This window comes from Caballeronia sp. HLA56, from assembly GCF_054655155.1.
Window position 1 is genome coordinate 23,716 of record NZ_BAAHOB010000004.1, and the last position, 18,570, is coordinate 42,285.

The window sequence follows — 18,570 nt, forward strand, 5'->3', positions numbered from 1 at the left end:
AATGGGAAAATACGACATGACAAAAGATAGGCTGAGCCGGCGCGCATTCCTTTCGGTCGGGGTCGGCTTGATGGCTGCCGGAAGTCTTGGGACACCGCCAGCGTTCGCAACAACCTCCGATGCCGGGGGCGAACCGCCCGTTGGGGCACCTTGGCACAGCGACAATCCGGCGTTAAGCGGCGCATTCGAGCCGGTATTCGATGAGCGCGACGACGCAGACCTGCAGGTTCGGGGCGAGATTCCCGCCGGCCTGAACGGCGTGTTCATGCGCAACGGGCCGAATCCGCGCTTTGAACCCGATGCGCACTATGCGTATCCGTTCGACGGTACTGGCATGATCCACGCGATATTTCTCGAGGACGGACGTGCGCGATACCGAAACCGCTGGGTCGCAACTGATGAGTTGCGTGCGGAACAGCGGGCCGGACACCGGCTCTACAATTCGACGTTCAGTCCGCCGCCGCACGCGAATCTCGCGAATACGAACATCATTCATCACGGCGGCCGGTATCTGGCGCTGTACGAGGGTGGCAAGCCGTATGAGCTTGATAGTGGCATCGGCACGTTGGGGCGGTTCGATTACCAGGGCAATTTGTGTGGCGCGACAATCCGGATGAGAGACGCGCGACAATCAAGTTGAGAATGTCGCGGCAGAATTGATGATGCCGATGTTGATTGACGCTGGCAAGCGTTTGTTGATTGACGCGCGGCGTTGATTGACGCGGGCAAGTGGGTGTAGCGCGACAATCAATCTGAAGCCCTTGGTAGCTGAGGATTGCTGTGTAATGGTGACGTCGCAGTTACTCTGCCAGCGCGACAATCAGGATGTACAACCGCGCGTCAATCAGGATGAGAATAGCGGGTCATTCGGTGAAGTTGATGCCGTGCTGATCCTCCTGTGTCGGTGGCACGCCAATGTTCTTTGGTGTCGCTCTACTGGCCGGGCGCCCCGGCCTCTGCTGCTTGCGCTGCAGGGCAGTTCGGCGACGGTAGCTTTCGACGTTCAGCTCGAAGATGGTCGAGTGGTGGACCAGCCGGTCGACGGCGGCCACCGTCATGGCTCTGTCGGGGAAAACCTTGTCCCATTCGCCAAACGGCTGGTTGGCCGTTATGCAAAGGGAACGGTGCTCATACCGGGCGCTGATGAGCTCGAACAGCACCGACGTCTCTGCTTGATCCTTGCTGACATAGGCGAAATCGTCCAGGATGACCAAGTCGAAGCGATCCAGCCGATTGATGGCGGACTCAAGTGCGAGCTCGCGGCGCGCGACCTGCAACCGTTGCACGAGGTCGGTAGTGCGAGCGAAGAGGACCTTCCAGCCCTTCTCCAGCAGGCTCAGTCCGATCGCCGACGACAAGTGCGATTTGCCCCCGCCGCTCGGCCCCAGAAGAATCAGGTTGGTGCCGTTCCTCAACCAGCCGTCGCCCGCGCAAAGCGCCGAGACGTGCGCGCGCGACACCATTGGCACCGCGTCGAAATCGAAGTTCTCCAATGTCTTGCCCGGCAGGAGCTTGGCGTCCCTGAGGTGACGTTCGACCCGGCGTCGATCGCGCTCGGCGATCTCGTGTTCGGCCAGCGCCATCAGCAGGCGCGCTGCCGGCCAGCCTTCCGTGTCGGAGCGCTCGGCAAAGCTGGACCAGATCTGCTTGATGGCGGGCAACCGCAAATCGTTGAGCAGCAGCGACAGGCGGGTAGCATCGATGTCGAGACTCATGCCGTCACCTCCGTTACCATATCAAGCAGGGCTTCGTAGTCGCTCAGCGGTGCCAGTTGGACATTTACTTCCGGCATGCTGTTCGTGCGCTTCGCTTCGAAACGAGAACACAATGCGTCCAAGTCGGGTAAGTGTCCATCGTCCAAGCACTGCTGCAGAGCCTGAACCAGTTGCGCTTCGCAGTTGTGCTCGTGGGCGAGGCCGAGCAGTTCAACCATGGTCCTGCATGCCTGGCGCTGCGGGAGCTCCTCAAGCAGGCGATCGAAGGTCAGTCGATACGCCTCGCGCGGAAAGATCTGATCGCGGTAGACCAGGTTGAGCAGCGCCATGGGCTTGCGGCGCAGCGCGTGGATGACGTGCCGGTAGTTGATGACATGGCCGTGCTTGCCGTTGGGACCCGCGCGGCCGCGCTGCAGTGTCATGAGGGCTGTGCCGCCCAGAAACAGTTCCAGCCGGTCGTCGTACAGGCGTACGCGCAGGTGATGGCCGATCAACCGTGACGGGACGGTATAAAACACCTTGCGCAGGACGAAGCCGCAGGTGGTTGTGACGTACACGCGCGTTTCCTCGTAATCACACGTACGCTGGACCGGAAGCGGCTGAAGGAGTGCCCGCTCGAGTTCGATGCGTTTGCCGTTGCGCGCGTTGATTCGACCGACAATCTCGTCGATGAAGCGGCGATAAGAACCGAGATTCTCGAAGTCGTGACTGCCGCGCAGAAGCAACGCATCACGCACCGCGCTCTTGAGGTGGCCATGAGGGCTCTCGATAGAGCCGTTCTCGTGGGCAACGCCACGGTTGTTGCGTGTGGGCTGCATGCCGTAGTGGGCGCACAGAGCATCGTAACGCGTGGTCAGATCCTTGCGCGCGTCAGCATCGAGATTGCGGAACGCCGCCGACAAACTGTCGCTGCGGTGCTCGCGCGGCGCGCCTCCGAGTGCCCAGATGGCATTCTGAAGCCCTTCAGCCAGGGCGACATAGCTCTCGCCGCCGAGAATGACGTGAGCGTGCTCGAAGCCCGAGCAGGCAAGCCGGAAGTGATAGAGGCGGTGGTCAAGCGCGACGCCCGCCACGGTGATGCTTAGGCTGTCCATCTCGGTGAAGTCGGACAACCCGAGACGCCCGGGTTCGTGTACCTGACGGAACATAACGTCATGCTCCTCGCCGTGGAGTGCACGCCAGTCGCGAATACGGCGCTCCAGAGTGCGGCGCACGTTGCCCGGGAGGTCGGGATGGCGCCGAAGCATTTCGTCCAGCACGGCTATCGGTCGAATGCCGGGAGCGGACTGGAGCAGCGGCACGATCTCGGTATCGAAAATCGCTGCCAAAGGATCCGGACGACGACGCGCACGTGGCGCCTTCTTCTGTGATGGCAATCGCCGGTCCTGATCGATGCGATAACCCGTGGCGGCGCTGAACCCGGCGCGCGCAGCCGCTTGAGCCGGTCCTTCCTTGAGTCTGTACTTCATGTAGAGCCTCATCTGATGGTCGTTGATGTGTCGGCCGGGCAACGCAGCCTCCGTTCGCTACACGAAAGAGCTGTTCATACCCGATTTACCGCGACCACCAATAAGGCACCCCGGCAGCGGGGCAGACTCCTCGGCGCGGCGTTGCGGCAGCGGTTCCGGGCTACGCCCTCCACCGCTGCCGCAACGCCAGTACTCTCATCCTGATTGACGCGCTGCTCTCACCTTGTTTGACGCGCGGCAGCAATTTGCCTGGCGTGATGTCCGCGCATCCGAAAACCGATCCGGTCACCGGCGAATTGCTGGCGGTTTCATACGACCTGAGCAATGGCATGTTGACTTACATGCGGGCGAGCCGGTCCGGACAGATCGATCGCGTCGTTCCTTTCCAGGCACCGTGGGCGGCTATCGTGCATGATGTCGCGCTGACCCACAGGCATCTGGTCGTGTTCGTGTGTCCGTTCGTCTTCGATTGGTCGCGGCACGGCCCTCCTGGATTGTGGGAGCCGGAGCGCGGCGCCAAGGTTGCGCTGATTCCGCGCGACGCGCAGCGCGCGGAGCAGATCCGCTGGATCGATGCACCGCCGTTCTTCCACTGGCATACGATCAATGCATTTGCGGACGGCGATCGGATCGAAGCTGTCCTGCCGTGGTATGACTCTTTCTCTTTGACGGGCCATTCGAAGCGGCTGGAGCTTCACCGGCTGGTAATCGACATCGCCAGGGGCGTAGTGCACGACGAGGCGATCGACGACCAGCCGTGCGAGTTCGGACGGGTCAACGACGCGTATCTTGGACGACGCGCGCGGTACGGATACGTAGGGCTGCGCATGCCGCGGCCCGGCGAAACGCGGCAGATCGGTGCGTTCGAGGCAATCGCACGCTACGATCTCGTCACCGGAAGCAAGACGATCCACCAATTCGCGCCCAGCGAGACGGTTTCTGAACCGGTGTTTGTTGCTAACCCGCACGGCCGGCGTGAAGAGGACGGGTTCATCGTGACGTTCGTACATGAGCTGGGTAGCAGCGCCGGACGTTTCGTGCTTCTCGACGCGCGGCAGCTCGATCGCGAACCGCTCGCCGTGATCGAACTGCCTCGGCGCGTGCCGGCCGGGCTGCATGGATCGTGGATTCCTGCGTCATTGGCCTGACCCAAGCTGTCTTTTTCGAACCCGATGCACAGCGACGGGCAGGACATACTTGCGAGAAAAACGACGATGACCACAACACTGCGCCGTGAGGGTGTGATCTACACATTGCACCATATTGGCATCCCCACTACGGAGCGGCGGCCGGGGGATCGATATGCTGCGAAGGTAAAGATGTACACGACGGATGACCTGAGTGGCCCCGTGCCGGTACAGTGGCATCGGTATGAACCTGGCTCGCCGATACATCCGCTACTTCGAGAACAGCCGCACGTGGCATACAAGGTAAATGATCTGAGTAGGGCGATCGAAGGTCACATCGTTCTGCTCGGCCCGTACGAACCGATCGACCAATATCGTGTCGCGGTGATTGACAATGCGAGCATGCCGATCGAGTTCGTCGAGACGACCCTCACAGATGACGAGATCTGGGGTCGGGCGAAAAGTGGGCGACGCGCCAGCCTTTACACATAAATCTGTAGAAGGTTTCCACCATGCCCCACCTTCCTTGTCGTATTCGGCAGTCTTTATGCCTCGAAAGCAACGCCGGCAACAGCAGGATACGTCCGGCTTAAGATAGCCTGCCAAACGGCCTCAAGCGATATCGATATATCGTATGCGATCCACGAACGACGCCCCTCAGAGTAAGGTGGCGGAGCGCGTGAGGTGTGGTAGTGATGCGGGTCAGCGGAGGTCGGCCGGCATTTTCCAGGGAAGCAACGCTTCGTAGTCGTCGACGGTCTTCGCCAGAGGCAGGCGCTGGAACATCCAGGTGAGGTACTGGTAGGGATCGATGCTGTTTGCTTTGCAGGTTTCGACGAGCGTGTAGAGATTGGCGCTCGCGTTCGCGCCTCCGACGGTGTCCGAGAACAGCCATCCGCGGCGCCCCACGCAGAATGGTCGAATCGCATTTTCAACAGCGTTGTTCGAGATAGGCCAGTCGCCGTTCTCGACGTAACGAATGAGCTTGGGCCACTGCGCGCGCAGGTAAGTCAGTCCCTTGCCGAGCAGGCTTTTCGGTACGACGCCGGGCGATTGCTCGAGCATCAGCGCGTGGATGGCATTGAGTACGCGCGCGCTGTATCGTCGTCGCAACCGCTGTCGTCGTCGTGAGGTCCACGTCGTACTGCGCGCCTCGGCCGCGAACAGCTTGCCGATCAATTTGATGAAGCGCGTCGCCAACAGATCGGGCGTTCGGGCAGCCTTTGGTACGCTGTCCTCTGCTTTGACGAAGTACCGTCTCAGGTGAACCCAGCATCCAAGGTGCACGAGCTGGTGACGCCGGGCAATGTCGTTGTAGGGCTCGTAGCCAATGGAATGAGCGCCTCCCACCCATCGTTAAATCGGAAGATGATGGAGTCTCCCAAAGCCAACCTGGAGAAACGACCATGACTCTCACGCCCGTTGGGATCGACATTGCCAAAAATGTGATGCAATTGCACTACATTGACCAGGAGACGGGCGAGATCGTGAACAAGCCCGTCAAACGCGCGCAGTTGCTCGAGCACTTTGCAAATCGGGCGCCTTGCTTGATCGGGATGGAAGCATGCGGCGGAGCCCACCACTGGGCGAGAGAGCTCTCAAAGATAGGGCATCAGGTGAAGTTGCTACCGGCGGAGTTCGTAAAGGCGTTCAACATTCGCAACAAGAATGACGCGGCCGACGCACGGGCGATCTGGTTTGCCGTACAACAGCCCAGCAAACCCGTTGCTATCAAAACTGAAATACAACAGGCTATGTTGGCCTTGCACCGGGCTCGGCAGCAACTGGTCGAATTCCGCACGATGCAAATAAACGGGTTGCGTGGCATGCTGGCCGAGTTTGGCGAGGTCATGGGGCGAAAGCGTGCCGGGATGGTAAGTGCAATAGCTGACGTGCTTGCGCGGGTTGCCGAGCGGCTTCCCGCCGTCCTCATCGACACCTTGCGCGAGCAGTGGAATCGCATACAACAACTGGATGAGGCAATTGAAGGGATCGAGCGCCGTATGCGCGCGTGGAAAAAAGATGACTCCGCAGTAAAAGCCATTAGCGAAATTCCCGGCGTGGGATTACTAACCGCGACGGCCACCGTTGCCATGATGGGCGACGCCAAAGCCTTCAAATCCGGTCGTGAGTTTGCTGCATGGCTTGGACTGGTGCCGAAGCAGACCGGTTCGGGCGGAAAGACAAATCTGCATGGAATCAGCAAGCGAGGGGATGCCTATTTACGAACGCTGCTGATCCACGGCGCGCGTAGTGTCATGACGAACGCCAGAGACCCCGGGCCGTGGGCCCAACAGTTAAAGAAGCGTCGGTGCTGGAACGTAGTAATCGTCGCGCTGGCGAACAAGATGGCGCGAACAATCTGGGCGGTGCTGGCTCACGACCGTCCGTTTCAACGAGGATATGTGAGTGCCAAACCGGCATGACCGCTATCCCATCGGAAAGTGAGGTTTATCGAAGATGAACGTTGAACGGTTGCGCAGCGATCGAGTGTGATGACAAGACAGGTTGGACCGGGACTCGCGAAACCTGAATGACCGACTGAGCGTTAAGCTCGAGTAGCCAGTGAGGTGTGAGTCAGCGGATTTCATAGGGGGCCGCAGCGGTTCGACCGGCTGCAACAAGCCCGGATATACATCTGCGACCCATTCTGTCGAATCTGAATACCGATGCTTGTGCAAACGGGAGGTGCTCATATACATCGGTCATCATGACCGCGCCCTCGCGGATCCCGGTGAACAGCTTGTCGGCCAGCCTGGTGCCACGCCCCGGTGTATAGGTGAAGCATCGGATGGGCACGCCCGAATCGGTCATCTGCGCCCAGATATAACTCTTCGTTTGCGGTCGACGGCCCTTTCCTTCAACACCTGGAGTGTCGTCTCGTCGCAGTAGATCAGCTCGGCATCGAGCAACGTATCGCGCATCAGGTTGATCACGGGTTGCGTTCCGAGACCCACACGGACCATGCTCGCAGCAATCGTGTTCGACGAGATGTCGCCGCCGAAGCGACGTAGCAGACCGGCCTGGCGATACAGTGGCATCCCGAACTGATACTTGTGTCAATGCCGCCCGTAATTTCCCCAGAAGGGGGTGCGGCTAAATTCTTGGACTGATTTATGCCGCGATTCCAAGACTCTGCCGGTATTCGATGGGGCTGAGGAAGCCGAGCGAGACCTTGATCCGTTTTGCGTTGTACCAGCGGATGTACGAGTCAACGATCTCGATGAATTGATCGATGGTCGTAGCCCGCCAATCACGAGGATAGAACAATTCCGTCTTCAGTCGCCCGAAGAAACCTTCGCAGGCTGCATTGTCCGGCGAACATCCTTTGCGCGACATCGAACGAGTCAGTCTGCCAGCCTGCATACGCGAGAGCCATCCTGGCCAGCGATAGTGCGCACCACGATCCGAGTGGACTACAGGTCGCACCTTGCAGCCGGCTACTGATTCGATCGCCGAATCCAGCATGGTATTGACGAGCTCGGCGTCCGGCCGCGTACCAATTGACCAGCTCACAACAAGACCATCGAAGCAGTCGATAACCGGCGACAGATACACTTTGCCGGCCGGGAGTTGAAACCCGGTAAGGTCCGTGAGCCATTTCTGATTAGGAGCAGCTGCGTAGAAGTCACGATTGATGATGTTCTCCGGCGCGGGACTAATTTCTCCACGATAGGAGCCGTAGCGACGTCGCCTCGTCGTGGCGGCGGCCAGACCTTCCTGTCGCATCAAGCGACGCACGACCTTCTCCGAAATGAAGACCTGTTGCCTGATCAATGCCGCGCGAATCCGCCGATAACCGTAGCAACGGTGATTATTTTCGAAGATGTCCGCGATGACGCGCCGCGCGTCAGCATGCCTATCAGCAACCGACAGCCGTGCACGGTGATAGAAGTAAGAGCTACGGGCAAGACCCAAAGCGGCTAGCAACTCTGGCAACGCATAGCTTTGCTTTAGGGCATCAATCAGCATTGTCTTCTCCCGGTTGCTCAGGAGTTGCGGGTTGATGCCCATCCCTTTTTTTATCAGTTCGTTCGCCTTCTTCAGAATATCGTGCTCAAGCTGCAGCTGTCGGATGTCGCGTCGAAGCGATTCGACCTGTTGTTCCAGTTCCGCACGCTCATTGTTCGATGCTGGCTTCCTCTTGCGTTTCATAGATGCTGGAACCTCTCGACCGAGTAGCTGATTCTTCCAGTTATACAGCGTTGGCCGGCTGACACCGGCTTTCTCGGCCACCACGCGAGCGCTTTGCTCTCTGGTGCACAGTTCAATGACTGCCGCCTGCTTCATCTTTTGTGATTTTGGAAGGCTTCCAACGGCTCGGCCAACGATACGTTTGCTGATTTCCGGACACAATTCTTCGATCCAGGTCGCAAGCGTCTCGCGACTCGGATAACCCAAAGCCCTCAAAGTGGCGGCAGCACAGCGGCCATGACTCAAATAATGATCGACGGCAATCGTCTTCTGCTCATCAGAATACCTCGGCCTCGAACGGACATAGCCCGCCCGCAGATCGTGGCACTGCTCGTACTCGCGATGCCAGGCTTTAAGAGAGTTCTTGGTCGGATAGCCCAACTGCCGAATGGTAGCTCCGATGCGCTTGCCCAGCTTCAAGTAAAGTCGAACCGCTCGAATGCGATCTTCGTATGAGAACATGAACTACCTCCAGGTAGTCCAAGTTTTTGTCCGCACCCCAAGTGGGTCAGTTTACGGTGCAAATCAACAGGGCTCCCGATACTGGCGCTTTCGTGGCGTCGCCACCCTGCCGCATCCCCAGATTGTCCAGAAGATCCACCATCACTGAAGCAGAAACCAACCGAAGCAAAAACCAACTGAAGCGGCACGCTGCAATCGCGGGCGTGCCGTTCGGCGTGAATACAAAATATTGACCGATATTGACCACGAACCGATAATAAGGCCCCACGTCAACACTTGGAGCAGGGGCACGACATGGCAGGAGTAAGGATGACCGCAAGAGACTTCAAGTCGCTCATGCCGCGTCTCAAGCGTATGACCGTCGGCAATGTCGAGATTGTGCGGCGCGTGCTCGTAGACGGCATCTCGCAGGTTGACGCCGCAAATGAATCGGGTTTGACCAAGCAGCGTATCAACATCCTTGTGAAAACGGTGCTCGCCGCATCCCGCGACATTCCCCTCGACTGGGAGCAGGTTGAAGTGTGGCTTCCGCCCGAGTTGGCCGCACAAGTTCGCCAGATGGCCGACGAGGCGCTCGCGCGCGCGAAGTCAACGACCTAACCGAGAAGGACATCGGCAATCAGTCGAGTGACGTGAATCTCTGCGGCATGGGCTTGGGTTCAACGTGGGTTGCAGCGTGATTAGCTCGTTGCGTTACGCATCGCATCGGCGTAGCGGGTATCTGTATCTTTCTCGACCACAGCGCTCCTCAAAGCCATCGTGCGGCCATCATCGCCAGGCCTGCACCAATGGTCGCGCCGATGACGGCGCTGATGCCGCTCCAGACCATCAGCGTTGGAATCGACTGGCGGATGCCGGCGATCGTGGCACGATGGGCAGACGCCAGAACGCCTTGGGTCATCTCCGCGTTACCCGCGCGAGTGTCACGAATCACCTGCGCCAGTTCGCGATGCGCCGAGACTAATTCCCGCGTGGCAGCCTGCACGGTTGCGTCCAGTGCGCGTCCCGCCGAATCGACACCCACCCGTACGCCCTGAGCCTCGACCATCGCCGCCTTTAAGTCGGCGGTGATCTCCTTCGAGTCACCCAGGAACCATTCGAGCAGGATCTCTTCCTTGGTCGGTGGTGGTTCCATCAAGACACCAGCGCCGAGAAGGCGTCATTCAGATTGTTGCGAACGGGGATCGCCAGCTTCTTCCATCGGTACATGCGAGCGAAATCTCGCGCCTTGTCCGGGTCCGTTTCCGACTTCGCCAGCGCCCGATAGTCCTGCCCATCGTCGATTAACTGGTCGAAGCCGATGCGCTTGGCTGCCAGATAGCCATAGATATCGCTTTCAAACAAATAAGCCGTTTGATCGATCCACGCCTTCTTCGTCTTCTTCACGTAATTGAACACAGCGGGGATTTCGTCAGTAGGTGCTGACGCAATGCGATTTGGAAGCAAGCGGATTTTGTTCGAATGAACGCCAATACTGGCGAGCGCTTCGACCGTTTTCAGACTCTCCTGCCAGGCTTTCTGATCGGGTGTCACCGGTACGATGTAAAGATCATACTCTTGCTCAGCATCAGAGAATCGCGACATGGCTTCGAAAAACGGTTCAATGTTTGACGCGCCCACATCGATGATCGCGTCATCTTCCAAAACCAGCGCCTCCAGCAGTTCGCCGAATTTCTTGCCTTGCAATTGTGAAACTTGGTCCGCGCCAAGGTCGCTTGCCGATTGATTGATCGTTTCGACTGAAAAGAACGCCGCATTCGGCATACGTGGTTTCAGCATATAATGCGCCGCGACGGTTTTTCCCACGCTCCCGCTGTAGTTCAAGACAGCAATCTTCATCGCGAACCTCACTTAAATTTTTCGTCAAACTCGTTGAAATTCATTCGGTGAACCTTGGAGAAATCGCCCGTCGTCCTGATTCGATTATGTTTTGGCGTATCACGCAGGATGAAATCGGTGTTACCGTCAGTCGCGGAGCTTAATTCTTTACCACTATCCGTCTCCAGCGCTGACTGCGCAGAATGAGATCCGACTTTCTCAAAACGACTCGACGCTTCGATCGAGCCATTTCTCGATTGGCGCGCGCGCATCAGTGCTTTTTTAAAGCCCTCGAAAGTCAGTTTAAGGTTTTGTTCCTTGCATAGCGTCTTCCAAATCGACTCGCGTGATATACCGAAAGACAGAGCAGTCTCAATCTCATGAAGCATCTTGCGCACAACGGCTGAGTCACTTTTTGGCTTGAGGTGCGACAGCGGCATCGCGACGCCTCATGGTCTTGGATTGGAAGCAGGTGTTGGATTCACTCTAATCATCTCATCAAAACGATGCAAGTGTTTTTATGCAGCGGTGTCCTCATTAAGTCCCCTGAATGTCCCCACTTTGTCCCCGGGCTGTCCTCATAATGTCCCCTTTGTGGCCTCATCGTGTCCCCTTCGCGTGCATTCGCGCGTTTGCCTTCACGCTTCGCGTGAAGGATCGGAAAAGACGTATTTTGGACGCGCAAATGAGCTGTAAACCTTTCCGACTTGCCCTTAAAACGGTGGTTCGCCTGAGCCCTTAAAGGCCATACACCATACGCAATGCTTCGCATTGACTAAGTGGTTGATATTGCGCAATTTTTACTTTTAAAGAATTTCGAATGTGTAAAACGGGGGTCCTACTTGGGCCCTTGAACGTGCTATCGCATAAGGCTTATTGTGTATTACACCTGTCCTACCGGAGATAAGCCATGCCAACCATTAGCATTCGACTCAATGATGCGCAGAAGATTGAGCTTGAGGAACGCTCGGCGCGTCACGATGGAAACGTCTCCGAGTACATCAAATACGCGCTTTTTGGGAAAGGGCACGAGAGCGGACGAGAGCTGCTGTCACGCCTTGACGAGCTAACAGACACGCTATCGAGATTGTCGCACTCGGGGCGAGATGAATCCTACGCAGAGCCAGACTTGACCGCACACATGCTAATTGAGATTTTGATGCTGCTGAGAATGGCTTTGCCGCCCGACAAGATACGAAGTGCGAGAGCTGAACTGGACCGTCTTGATATTCGCTCGTGGGAACCGGCCCGGGAGCACTATCGTGGATGATATCCAGAAGCGACAGGCGGCTATTGCGGCAATGCTTTTTGTACCTTTATTTGCGTGGTTTGTGACGGCTAGGTTTGTGTATGGATTTACACCGCAAACTGTTCGCGAGATCATGCCACACCTGATCGGAAACACATTTCATCTGTTCCCGCTGTGGAGCGCACTTCTGATTGGCGAGCTGCTTGCGATTGCTGGGATCGTGGTTGCAATAGAGATGGGGAAAAAACCTTTCAAAGGCGCGGCATTCTCGAAGTTCTTTCGCGGAACGGAAGTCGTGACAGCCGATGAGCTCATGCGAAAGACACGCGAGCGCAAAAGGCGGCAAATCACGATTGCGGGCGTGCCGATGCCAATAGAAGCTGAAAATACGCACGTATCTATCGGTGGTTCAACTGGGACGGGAAAGTCGACCATTTTCAAAGAAATGATGGTGTGCGCTTTGGCGCGCGGTGATCGAATGGTCGTGCTTGATCCAGACGGCGAGTTTCTCTCTAACTTCCATCGAAAGGGAGACAAGATCCTCAATCCGTATGACGCGCGATCCGAGGGATGGTCATTTTTCAATGAGATTCGGGCCGATTTCGATTTTAAACGCTATTCAGCCTCGATTATTCAACGATCGGGCAGCGCTGAATCTGAAGAGTGGAATGATTACGGTCGGCTGCTTTTCTCCGAGGTTGCGCGCAAGGTTTATGCGACGTCGAGAAATCCGACGATGGAAGAAGTATTTGAGTGGACCAATCGAAAAACGCTCGAAGAGTTGGAAGCGTATGTCCAAGGCACTAATGCACAGGCGCTGTTCACGGGAAATAGCCGCGCATCAGGAAGTGCCCGATTTGTCCTGTCGAACAAGTTGCCGCCGCACCTCGAAATGCCGCACGGCGACTTTTCGCTGCGCGACTGGATTGCCGATCCACGCGGCGGCAATCTCTTCATTACCTGGGACGAAAACATGCGCGCAGCGCTCGTGCCGTTGATCTCGTGCTTTGCCGACACGATTTTTAGCAGCGTGCTCGGCATGAGCCCGGATTTGAACCGTCGCCTCTGGGTGTATCTGGATGAACTGGAGTCCCTCGCTCGCCTCCCGACCTTAGGCGACGCACTGACCAAAGGCCGGAAGAAGGGCCTGCGCGTCGTGTCGGGCTATCAGACGTACACCCAACTGGTCGATGTGTACGGCGAGAACCTGGCGGAGACGATGCTCGGGAACCACCGAACGATGGTCGCGCTCGGTGTCGGGCGGATGGGCGAAAAAACGGCGGAGAAGATGTCGCGCGCACTCGGGCAGCACGAGATCATGCGGCAGCGCTCCGGGCGCAGCCGTCGGGCCTTTGGTGGAATGGGCACGAACAGCCAGAATGAAGAAATCAAACCGGAGTCGGTCGTGCTCGCCTCCGAACTGATGCGTCTGCCGAACCTGGAGGGGTATCTCGCTTTTCCAGGGGACTTGCCTATTGCGAAGTTCAAGACCGAGTCTGTCACCTACACCCGCAAATCTCGCGTACCGGGCATCGTGTCGCCCGACGGCGAGATCCTGGGAGCGTCCTGATGCTCAATATCACGACGATCAAGCGCCAGAACGTGGGTAAAGTGGTGAGCTACTACGCTGACAGCGCCGATGACTATTACGCGAAGGACGGCAGTGCCATGCAATGGCATGGCAAGGGTGCGGAGGCGCTCGGGCTAACTGGGGCTGTCGAGGAGGCGCGTTTTGCCGAATTACTGGATGGCCGGATCGACGAGCACACGCAGTTGCGTCGCACGAAGCCGTCGGAGGCGCGCAAGGAACGCCTCGGATACGATCTGACGTTCTCGGCGCCCAAGGGTGTGTCGTTGCAGGCGCTCGTGCACGGCGATGAGCGGATTATCGCGGCGCACGATCGAGCGGTGGCCGCAGCGCTGCGTGAGGCTGAGATGCTCACCGCGGCGCGCCAGACCGTGAGTGGCAAGACCCGCGTCGAGCAGACCCACAAACTTGTCGCTGCGACTTTCCGGCACGAGACCTCGCGGGAAGTCGACCCGGATCTGCACACCCACGCGTTTGTGTTGAACATGACGCAGCGGGCGAACGGTGAGTGGCGGGCGCTGGTCAACGACGGGATCGTCAACTCCTTGAGCCATCTCGGGAATGTCTATAAGGCGGAGCTGGCCAAGGCGGTCAAGCTCCAGGGCTTCAATCTGAAATTCGATCCGAGCGGCACCTTCGATCTCGCGCATTTCAGCGAGCGGCAAATCCACGAATTCAGCGTCCGTCGCAACCAGATCGATGCCAAATTGGCCGAATGGGGCCTGGATCGCACCAGTGCCTCCGCCGAGCAGCGCGATCGGGCGGCGATGCAAACGCGCGAACGCAAATCCGCCATCGACCACGACGATGTGCGGGCCGCCTGGCAGGCGCGGGCCACGGAGCTTGGCATTGATTTTCAAAGCCGCGCGTGGGTGGGCGTCGGCAATGACGGCCCGGGTGATCGGTCTGGTAGTCCGCCGCAAATCGAGAAGCCGCTTGATCACCATGCGGATCTGACCGTGCGTTTTGCGATTCAGAGCCTCACGGAGCGTCAGGCTATCGTAACCGGGGAGCAACTCCTGGCCGTTGCGCTGAAACACGGATACGGGCGGCTCACTGCGTCGGACATTCGAGCGGCCTTGGATCGAGCCCGGCGCAGTGGACACCTCATCAAGGAAGAGACGCTCTATCGGTCGATGAATCCGACGCCTGAGAAGGAAGCTTCTGAAAAGCAATCTTTGGAAAAGGGGGCGGTCGCCATGACCACGTCGCATGGTCCTGCGCTCACGCGCAAGCAGTGGATCGCTGAGTTGACGAACGAACGCCGATCCCGCGCTCAGGCCCGTGTCCTTGTGGACGCCGGCATTGTGCAGGGTCGACTTGAGCGTCTTGGCTCGCGGTTCACGACGCACATAGCCCAGCGGCGCGAGCGTGACATTCTCGCGCTCGAGCGTGCAGGGCGGGCAGTCATCGTGCCGCGCATCACGACCAAGCACATCGAGACCTACCTTGCGACGCGCACACGCACGGCGGAGCGACCCGGGTTGAATGTCGAACAGGCACGTGCTGTGGCACACATCGCGGACGCGACGAACCGGTTCATCGCGGTTCCGGGCTTCGCCGGCGTGGGAAAAAGCTACATGACGCGCTCGGCCAAGGAATTGCTCGAGCAACATGGCTACACCGTCACCGCGCTCGCGCCCTATGGCAGCCAAAAGAAGGCGTTGGAATCGGAGGGGATCGAAGCGAGGACGCTCCAGTCCTTCCTGAAAGCGAAGAACAAGAAGCTCGACAGCAACATGGTCGTGTTTATCGATGAGGCAGGTGTGATCCCGGCCCGCCAGATGCTCGAGACCATGAAAATTGTGCAGGAGCACGGCGCGCGTGTCGTCTTTCTGGGGGACACAGCCCAGACGAAAGCGGTCGAAGCGGGTAAGCCTTTTCAGCAGCTTCTGAACGCCGGTATGCAATCGACTGAAATCCGAACCATTCAGCGCCAAAAGGATCCGGACCTGTTGAAGGCGGTTGAACTGGCTGCGACCGGGAAGACTGCGGACTCGCTCGCATATGTGAAGCGCATCCGCGAGGTGAAAGATTCGTCGAGTCGGTATGGTGAGATCGTGAAGGCCTACGCTGACCTGACGCCTGCACAACGTATTTCAACGCTGGTCATCACCGGCACAAATCAGAGCCGCAAGGCGATCAACGAGGGAATACAGCAAGCATTAGGGTTGAAGGGCACCGGTCGCGAATACACTTTGCTGGATCGGCTCGACACCACCCAAGCCGAACGACGTCACAGCAAGTATTACGAGAAGGGCGCGATCATTATTCCGGAGCGCGACTATCAGGTCGGGTTGAAGCGGGGTGAGCAATACACCGTGCTGGATACAGGGCCTGGAAATCGACTGACCGTCAGTAGTCGAGACGGCGGCGCCTTCACTTTCTCTCCCGCACAAACGTCGCAATTATCGGTCTACAAGCCAGAGAGTATTGAGCTGGCGGTCGGAGATCAAATCAAAGTTACACGCAACGACAAGGATCGGGATCTGGCAAACGGCGATCGTCTGACCGTGAGGGAGATTCGAGAACGCGAAGTCATCGCTGAAGCGCGGGGACGTCGTATCGCGCTCGACGCCACGCAAGGAATGTATGCGGCGCTTGCCTACGCATCGACGGTTCACAGTGCACAGGGGCTCACGAGTGACAAGGTCCTCATCAACCTTGATACGCGGTCTTTGACGACGGCCAAAGACGTCTACTACGTCGCCGTATCTCGCGCGCGCTACGAAGCGGAGATTTTTACGGACGACGTTCGACGGCTGCCTGCTGCTGTCTTGCGCGAAGCGAATAAGACCGCCGCACTGGAACTAAGCCAGCTCCAGCGTCATGGCGAACGAGAACACAGCGCTGTCCGCTCTCCGAATGATGGTCAACACGCTCAGAAGCAAAAGGAAAAAGGCGGTCGGGGTATGGAGATCGGTGAGTAGCGAAATACAAGGCACGTTGCCGGAAAATCCGATTCGGGAGCCACAGATGACATTATTTGATCGAGAACAAGAAGGAGAGCGGTCAATCTCTGCGGAGTCAATGGTCGAGGCGTTGCTAGCGGGACGCTCGATGACCGCTCATCAACACTTCGTGATCTACGATCGAGATGAAGGTTTGGTGTGGTGCACGAATCCGTACGGGATCGACCTTATCGTCTGCAAGCATCCGACTGTCGAGCGGATGCGGTGTTTTCTGAACGGTCTAGAGGCGGGGAGATGTTACGGCCTTGTTCCAGATTGAAGACTGCACGTCGATCAGTGCGATACCAACGAGAGCACAGCTCGGAGATGACCGGAACGTGGACTGCTGCCGAAGCATCGAGGCTGAACGGTGAGCGTCGTCTATGGCCGAGGCTGTCGCCCGGCGCCATCCGTTGCGAACACGAAGTTGATGTGTCTGGCGCCGAACGCTGGCGTTAATAGATTGAGAGTTATCTTGGCAGCTGCTTTTTTTGCATTTTTCGTTTGATGCCTGCTAGAAACTATAAGCACTCGCCCGGAGGCGACGACGTGTAACAGCTTTCGAGACGCCAGACTTTGTTGAAGATTCCGAGTGTTGCTAGAGCGACTAGATCGGACGTAGCCAACCCACTCCTTTTGCTTGCCAAGACTGGGCGAATACAAGAAGGCGCTTATCGTTTTCCTGTCCAATGAGCGGGCAAGCAAGCCGGATCTGGGCGATCGGTTCCAAGCGAGTGGTGAGTGCTTTGGGGCGGCCGAAGACCCCTACACGACGTAGATTGTTCTGTACATAACCAAGCAGACCGAATCGTCTTTCAGACCACGGCGTTCTATGACGGCATATAAAAGCCGTTGCTCGGGCAAAGGGATAACAGGGCGGTGATTCCGAATCGGGCGTGGGTGATTCGGCTAACGAGTCACCGATCGCTTTTGGATCCATGATGAGCTACTTTCGTGCTTATTTTCCTGGCGCATCGCCAATCAGCGGCTTGGCGGGCTCATGGCCAAATGCACAGACGTGCTTCACATCGTGGCTCCGTCAGCCTCTGACAGCAGGGTAAAAAGAAAGGTGCCCGGATGATGCAATCAACCTCCATCAATACCGCTAAGTGACGCGGCAAGCTCCTCAACAAAAAGTGCGACTTTGCGCGACTGTTTGAGGCTTATCGGGTGGATGGCGTAAAAGCTTGCCGGTTCAGGCTCGAAAGCGTCGAGAACCGTCACCAGTCGCCCTGCCTCAATGTATTCGGCAACTTCCCACCAGGATTTTTGGGCAAGACCTAGTCCTGCGACCGCCCAGGCTACCGGTAACGCGGAACTAGTTGTCGCGAGCACCCCTGTCACCCGTAGTTTTTGCGCCGACGAGCCACGGCCAAAACGCCATTCGGCGTTTAGATTTGATTGCGTATTAAAGACGAGGCAGCGATGTGCCGAAAGCTCCTCCGGTCGGCTTGGCGTGTCGTGGCGATTTAGATACGCCGGACTCGCGACGACAACGCGCCGGGTGTCGAACAGACGATGTCCGATAAGAGTTGAATCGACGGCAGGGCCGCCCCGGATCGCGATGTCGAAGCCTTGCGCGACGATGTCCGCAAAGCGGTCATCCAACGTCAGATGGATCGAGATCTCGGGGTAGCTGGCCGCAAACTGCTCGATGAACGGAGCGATCCAGCGCTGCCCTAGCGGGTTCGGCGCCGTGACGCGAAGTGTGCCGCGCACGGCGGTCGCGCTTTCGATGACCCTGCTTTCCAGCTTCTGCAAGTCGTCGAGAATTTTAGTGGCGTCTTGATAATAATCCTCTCCAACTTCGGTTAGCGACTGCCTACGCGTGGTACGAAGCAGCAGCGGCACGCCGAGCCGTTTCTCAAGGCCCGCGACACGATCGGCTACGACGGATGGCGCCAGTCCAAAATGACGGGCTGCGGCAGAAAAGCCGCCTTGCCGTACCACCTCGACGAACGTTTCCATTTCAGTGATCGCATGCATTTATTTTCAGA

Annotated in this window: 15 protein-coding genes and 2 pseudogenes; 8 read left to right on the plus strand and 9 right to left on the minus strand. The window is 57.9% G+C overall.

Features of this window, described 5'->3' with window-relative positions:
- Position 1: 1 nt before the first annotated feature.
- Entirely contained in the window at positions 2-640 is a 639-nt protein-coding gene (locus ACYQ47_RS16095; RefSeq protein ID WP_459905952.1) for a carotenoid oxygenase family protein, read from the plus strand.
- A 223-nt stretch (positions 641-863) separates the two neighbouring features.
- On the opposite strand, the gene istB is transcribed toward ACYQ47_RS16095, so the two are convergent.
- Positions 864-1,715 carry an IS21-like element helper ATPase IstB gene (gene istB / locus ACYQ47_RS16100; RefSeq protein ID WP_459905954.1) on the minus strand — a complete coding sequence of 284 codons (852 nt, stop codon included), beginning with the start codon at positions 1,713-1,715 and terminating at the stop codon, positions 864-866.
- On the minus strand, positions 1,712-3,226 hold the full coding sequence (gene istA, locus ACYQ47_RS16105; protein WP_459905955.1) for an IS21 family transposase: 1,515 nt from the start codon (positions 3,224-3,226) through the stop codon (positions 1,712-1,714). Before istA ends, istB begins: the two co-directional genes overlap by 4 nt.
- A gap of 215 nt (positions 3,227-3,441) precedes the next feature.
- On the opposite strand from istA, the gene ACYQ47_RS16110 reads away from it, so the two are divergent.
- Positions 3,442-4,332: a carotenoid oxygenase family protein gene (locus ACYQ47_RS16110; protein WP_459905956.1), complete on the plus strand. Its 891-nt coding sequence runs from the start codon at positions 3,442-3,444 to the stop codon at positions 4,330-4,332.
- A gap of 66 nt (positions 4,333-4,398) precedes the next feature.
- Complete coding sequence (locus ACYQ47_RS16115; RefSeq protein ID WP_459905957.1) at positions 4,399-4,803, plus strand: hypothetical protein; 405 nt, start codon at positions 4,399-4,401, stop codon at positions 4,801-4,803.
- A 210-nt stretch (positions 4,804-5,013) separates the two neighbouring features.
- Here ACYQ47_RS16115 and ACYQ47_RS16120 read toward each other — a convergent pair.
- Positions 5,014-5,640, minus strand: a pseudogene (locus ACYQ47_RS16120) (IS66 family transposase); the annotation flags it as partial.
- Positions 5,641-5,717: 77 nt separating this feature from the next.
- On the opposite strand from ACYQ47_RS16120, the gene ACYQ47_RS16125 reads away from it, so the two are divergent.
- Positions 5,718-6,737, plus strand: a complete 1,020-nt coding sequence (locus ACYQ47_RS16125; protein WP_459905958.1) for an IS110 family RNA-guided transposase — start codon at positions 5,718-5,720, stop codon at positions 6,735-6,737.
- A 265-nt stretch (positions 6,738-7,002) separates the two neighbouring features.
- Here ACYQ47_RS16125 and ACYQ47_RS16130 read toward each other — a convergent pair.
- Together ACYQ47_RS16130 and ACYQ47_RS16135 are read right to left on the minus strand one after the other, a co-directional pair.
- Positions 7,003-7,367: pseudogene (locus tag ACYQ47_RS16130) on the minus strand (IS66 family transposase); the annotation flags it as partial.
- A 58-nt stretch (positions 7,368-7,425) separates the two neighbouring features.
- Positions 7,426-8,967, minus strand: coding sequence for an IS3 family transposase (locus ACYQ47_RS16135; RefSeq protein WP_459905959.1), 1,542 nt, complete (start codon positions 8,965-8,967; stop codon positions 7,426-7,428).
- A gap of 309 nt (positions 8,968-9,276) precedes the next feature.
- On the opposite strand from ACYQ47_RS16135, the gene ACYQ47_RS16140 reads away from it, so the two are divergent.
- On the plus strand, positions 9,277-9,567 hold the full coding sequence (locus ACYQ47_RS16140) for a TrfB-related DNA-binding protein (RefSeq protein ID WP_459905960.1): 291 nt from the start codon (positions 9,277-9,279) through the stop codon (positions 9,565-9,567).
- Positions 9,568-9,715: 148 nt separating this feature from the next.
- Here ACYQ47_RS16140 and stbC read toward each other — a convergent pair whose 3' ends face one another.
- From stbC to ACYQ47_RS16155, 3 genes are read right to left on the minus strand one after another with little or no spacing between them, the layout of a single operon-like run.
- A complete protein-coding gene (gene stbC / locus ACYQ47_RS16145) occupies positions 9,716-10,102 on the minus strand; it encodes a plasmid stabilization protein StbC (RefSeq protein ID WP_459905961.1) in 387 nt (128 codons plus the stop codon).
- The gene (gene stbB, locus ACYQ47_RS16150; RefSeq protein WP_459905962.1) at positions 10,102-10,806 is read right to left on the minus strand and encodes a StbB family protein; all 705 of its coding nucleotides are present in this window, start codon (positions 10,804-10,806) and stop codon (positions 10,102-10,104) included. The genes stbC and stbB overlap by 1 nt, the downstream gene beginning before the upstream one ends.
- Positions 10,807-10,814: 8 nt before the next feature.
- Positions 10,815-11,225 (minus strand): hypothetical protein, encoded by a 411-nt coding sequence (locus tag ACYQ47_RS16155; protein WP_459905963.1) that lies wholly within the window; start codon positions 11,223-11,225, stop codon positions 10,815-10,817.
- Positions 11,226-11,695: 470 nt separating this feature from the next.
- Between ACYQ47_RS16155 and ACYQ47_RS16160 the strand changes: the two genes are divergently transcribed.
- The 3 genes from ACYQ47_RS16160 to mobF are packed head-to-tail and all read left to right on the plus strand — an operon-like array spanning position 11,696 to position 16,552.
- A complete protein-coding gene (locus tag ACYQ47_RS16160; protein WP_459905964.1) occupies positions 11,696-12,055 on the plus strand; it encodes a hypothetical protein in 360 nt (119 codons plus the stop codon).
- Complete coding sequence (locus ACYQ47_RS16165; protein WP_459905965.1) at positions 12,048-13,604, plus strand: type IV secretion system DNA-binding domain-containing protein; 1,557 nt, start codon at positions 12,048-12,050, stop codon at positions 13,602-13,604. Before ACYQ47_RS16160 ends, ACYQ47_RS16165 begins: the two co-directional genes overlap by 8 nt.
- Complete coding sequence (mobF, locus tag ACYQ47_RS16170; protein ID WP_459905966.1) at positions 13,604-16,552, plus strand: MobF family relaxase; 2,949 nt, start codon at positions 13,604-13,606, stop codon at positions 16,550-16,552. Before ACYQ47_RS16165 ends, mobF begins: the two co-directional genes overlap by 1 nt.
- Positions 16,553-17,659: 1,107 nt before the next feature.
- Here the strand turns inward: mobF and ACYQ47_RS16175 are convergent.
- Positions 17,660-18,559 (minus strand): LysR family transcriptional regulator, encoded by a 900-nt coding sequence (locus ACYQ47_RS16175; protein ID WP_459905967.1) that lies wholly within the window; start codon positions 18,557-18,559, stop codon positions 17,660-17,662.
- Between the last annotated feature and the right edge of the window lie 11 nt (positions 18,560-18,570).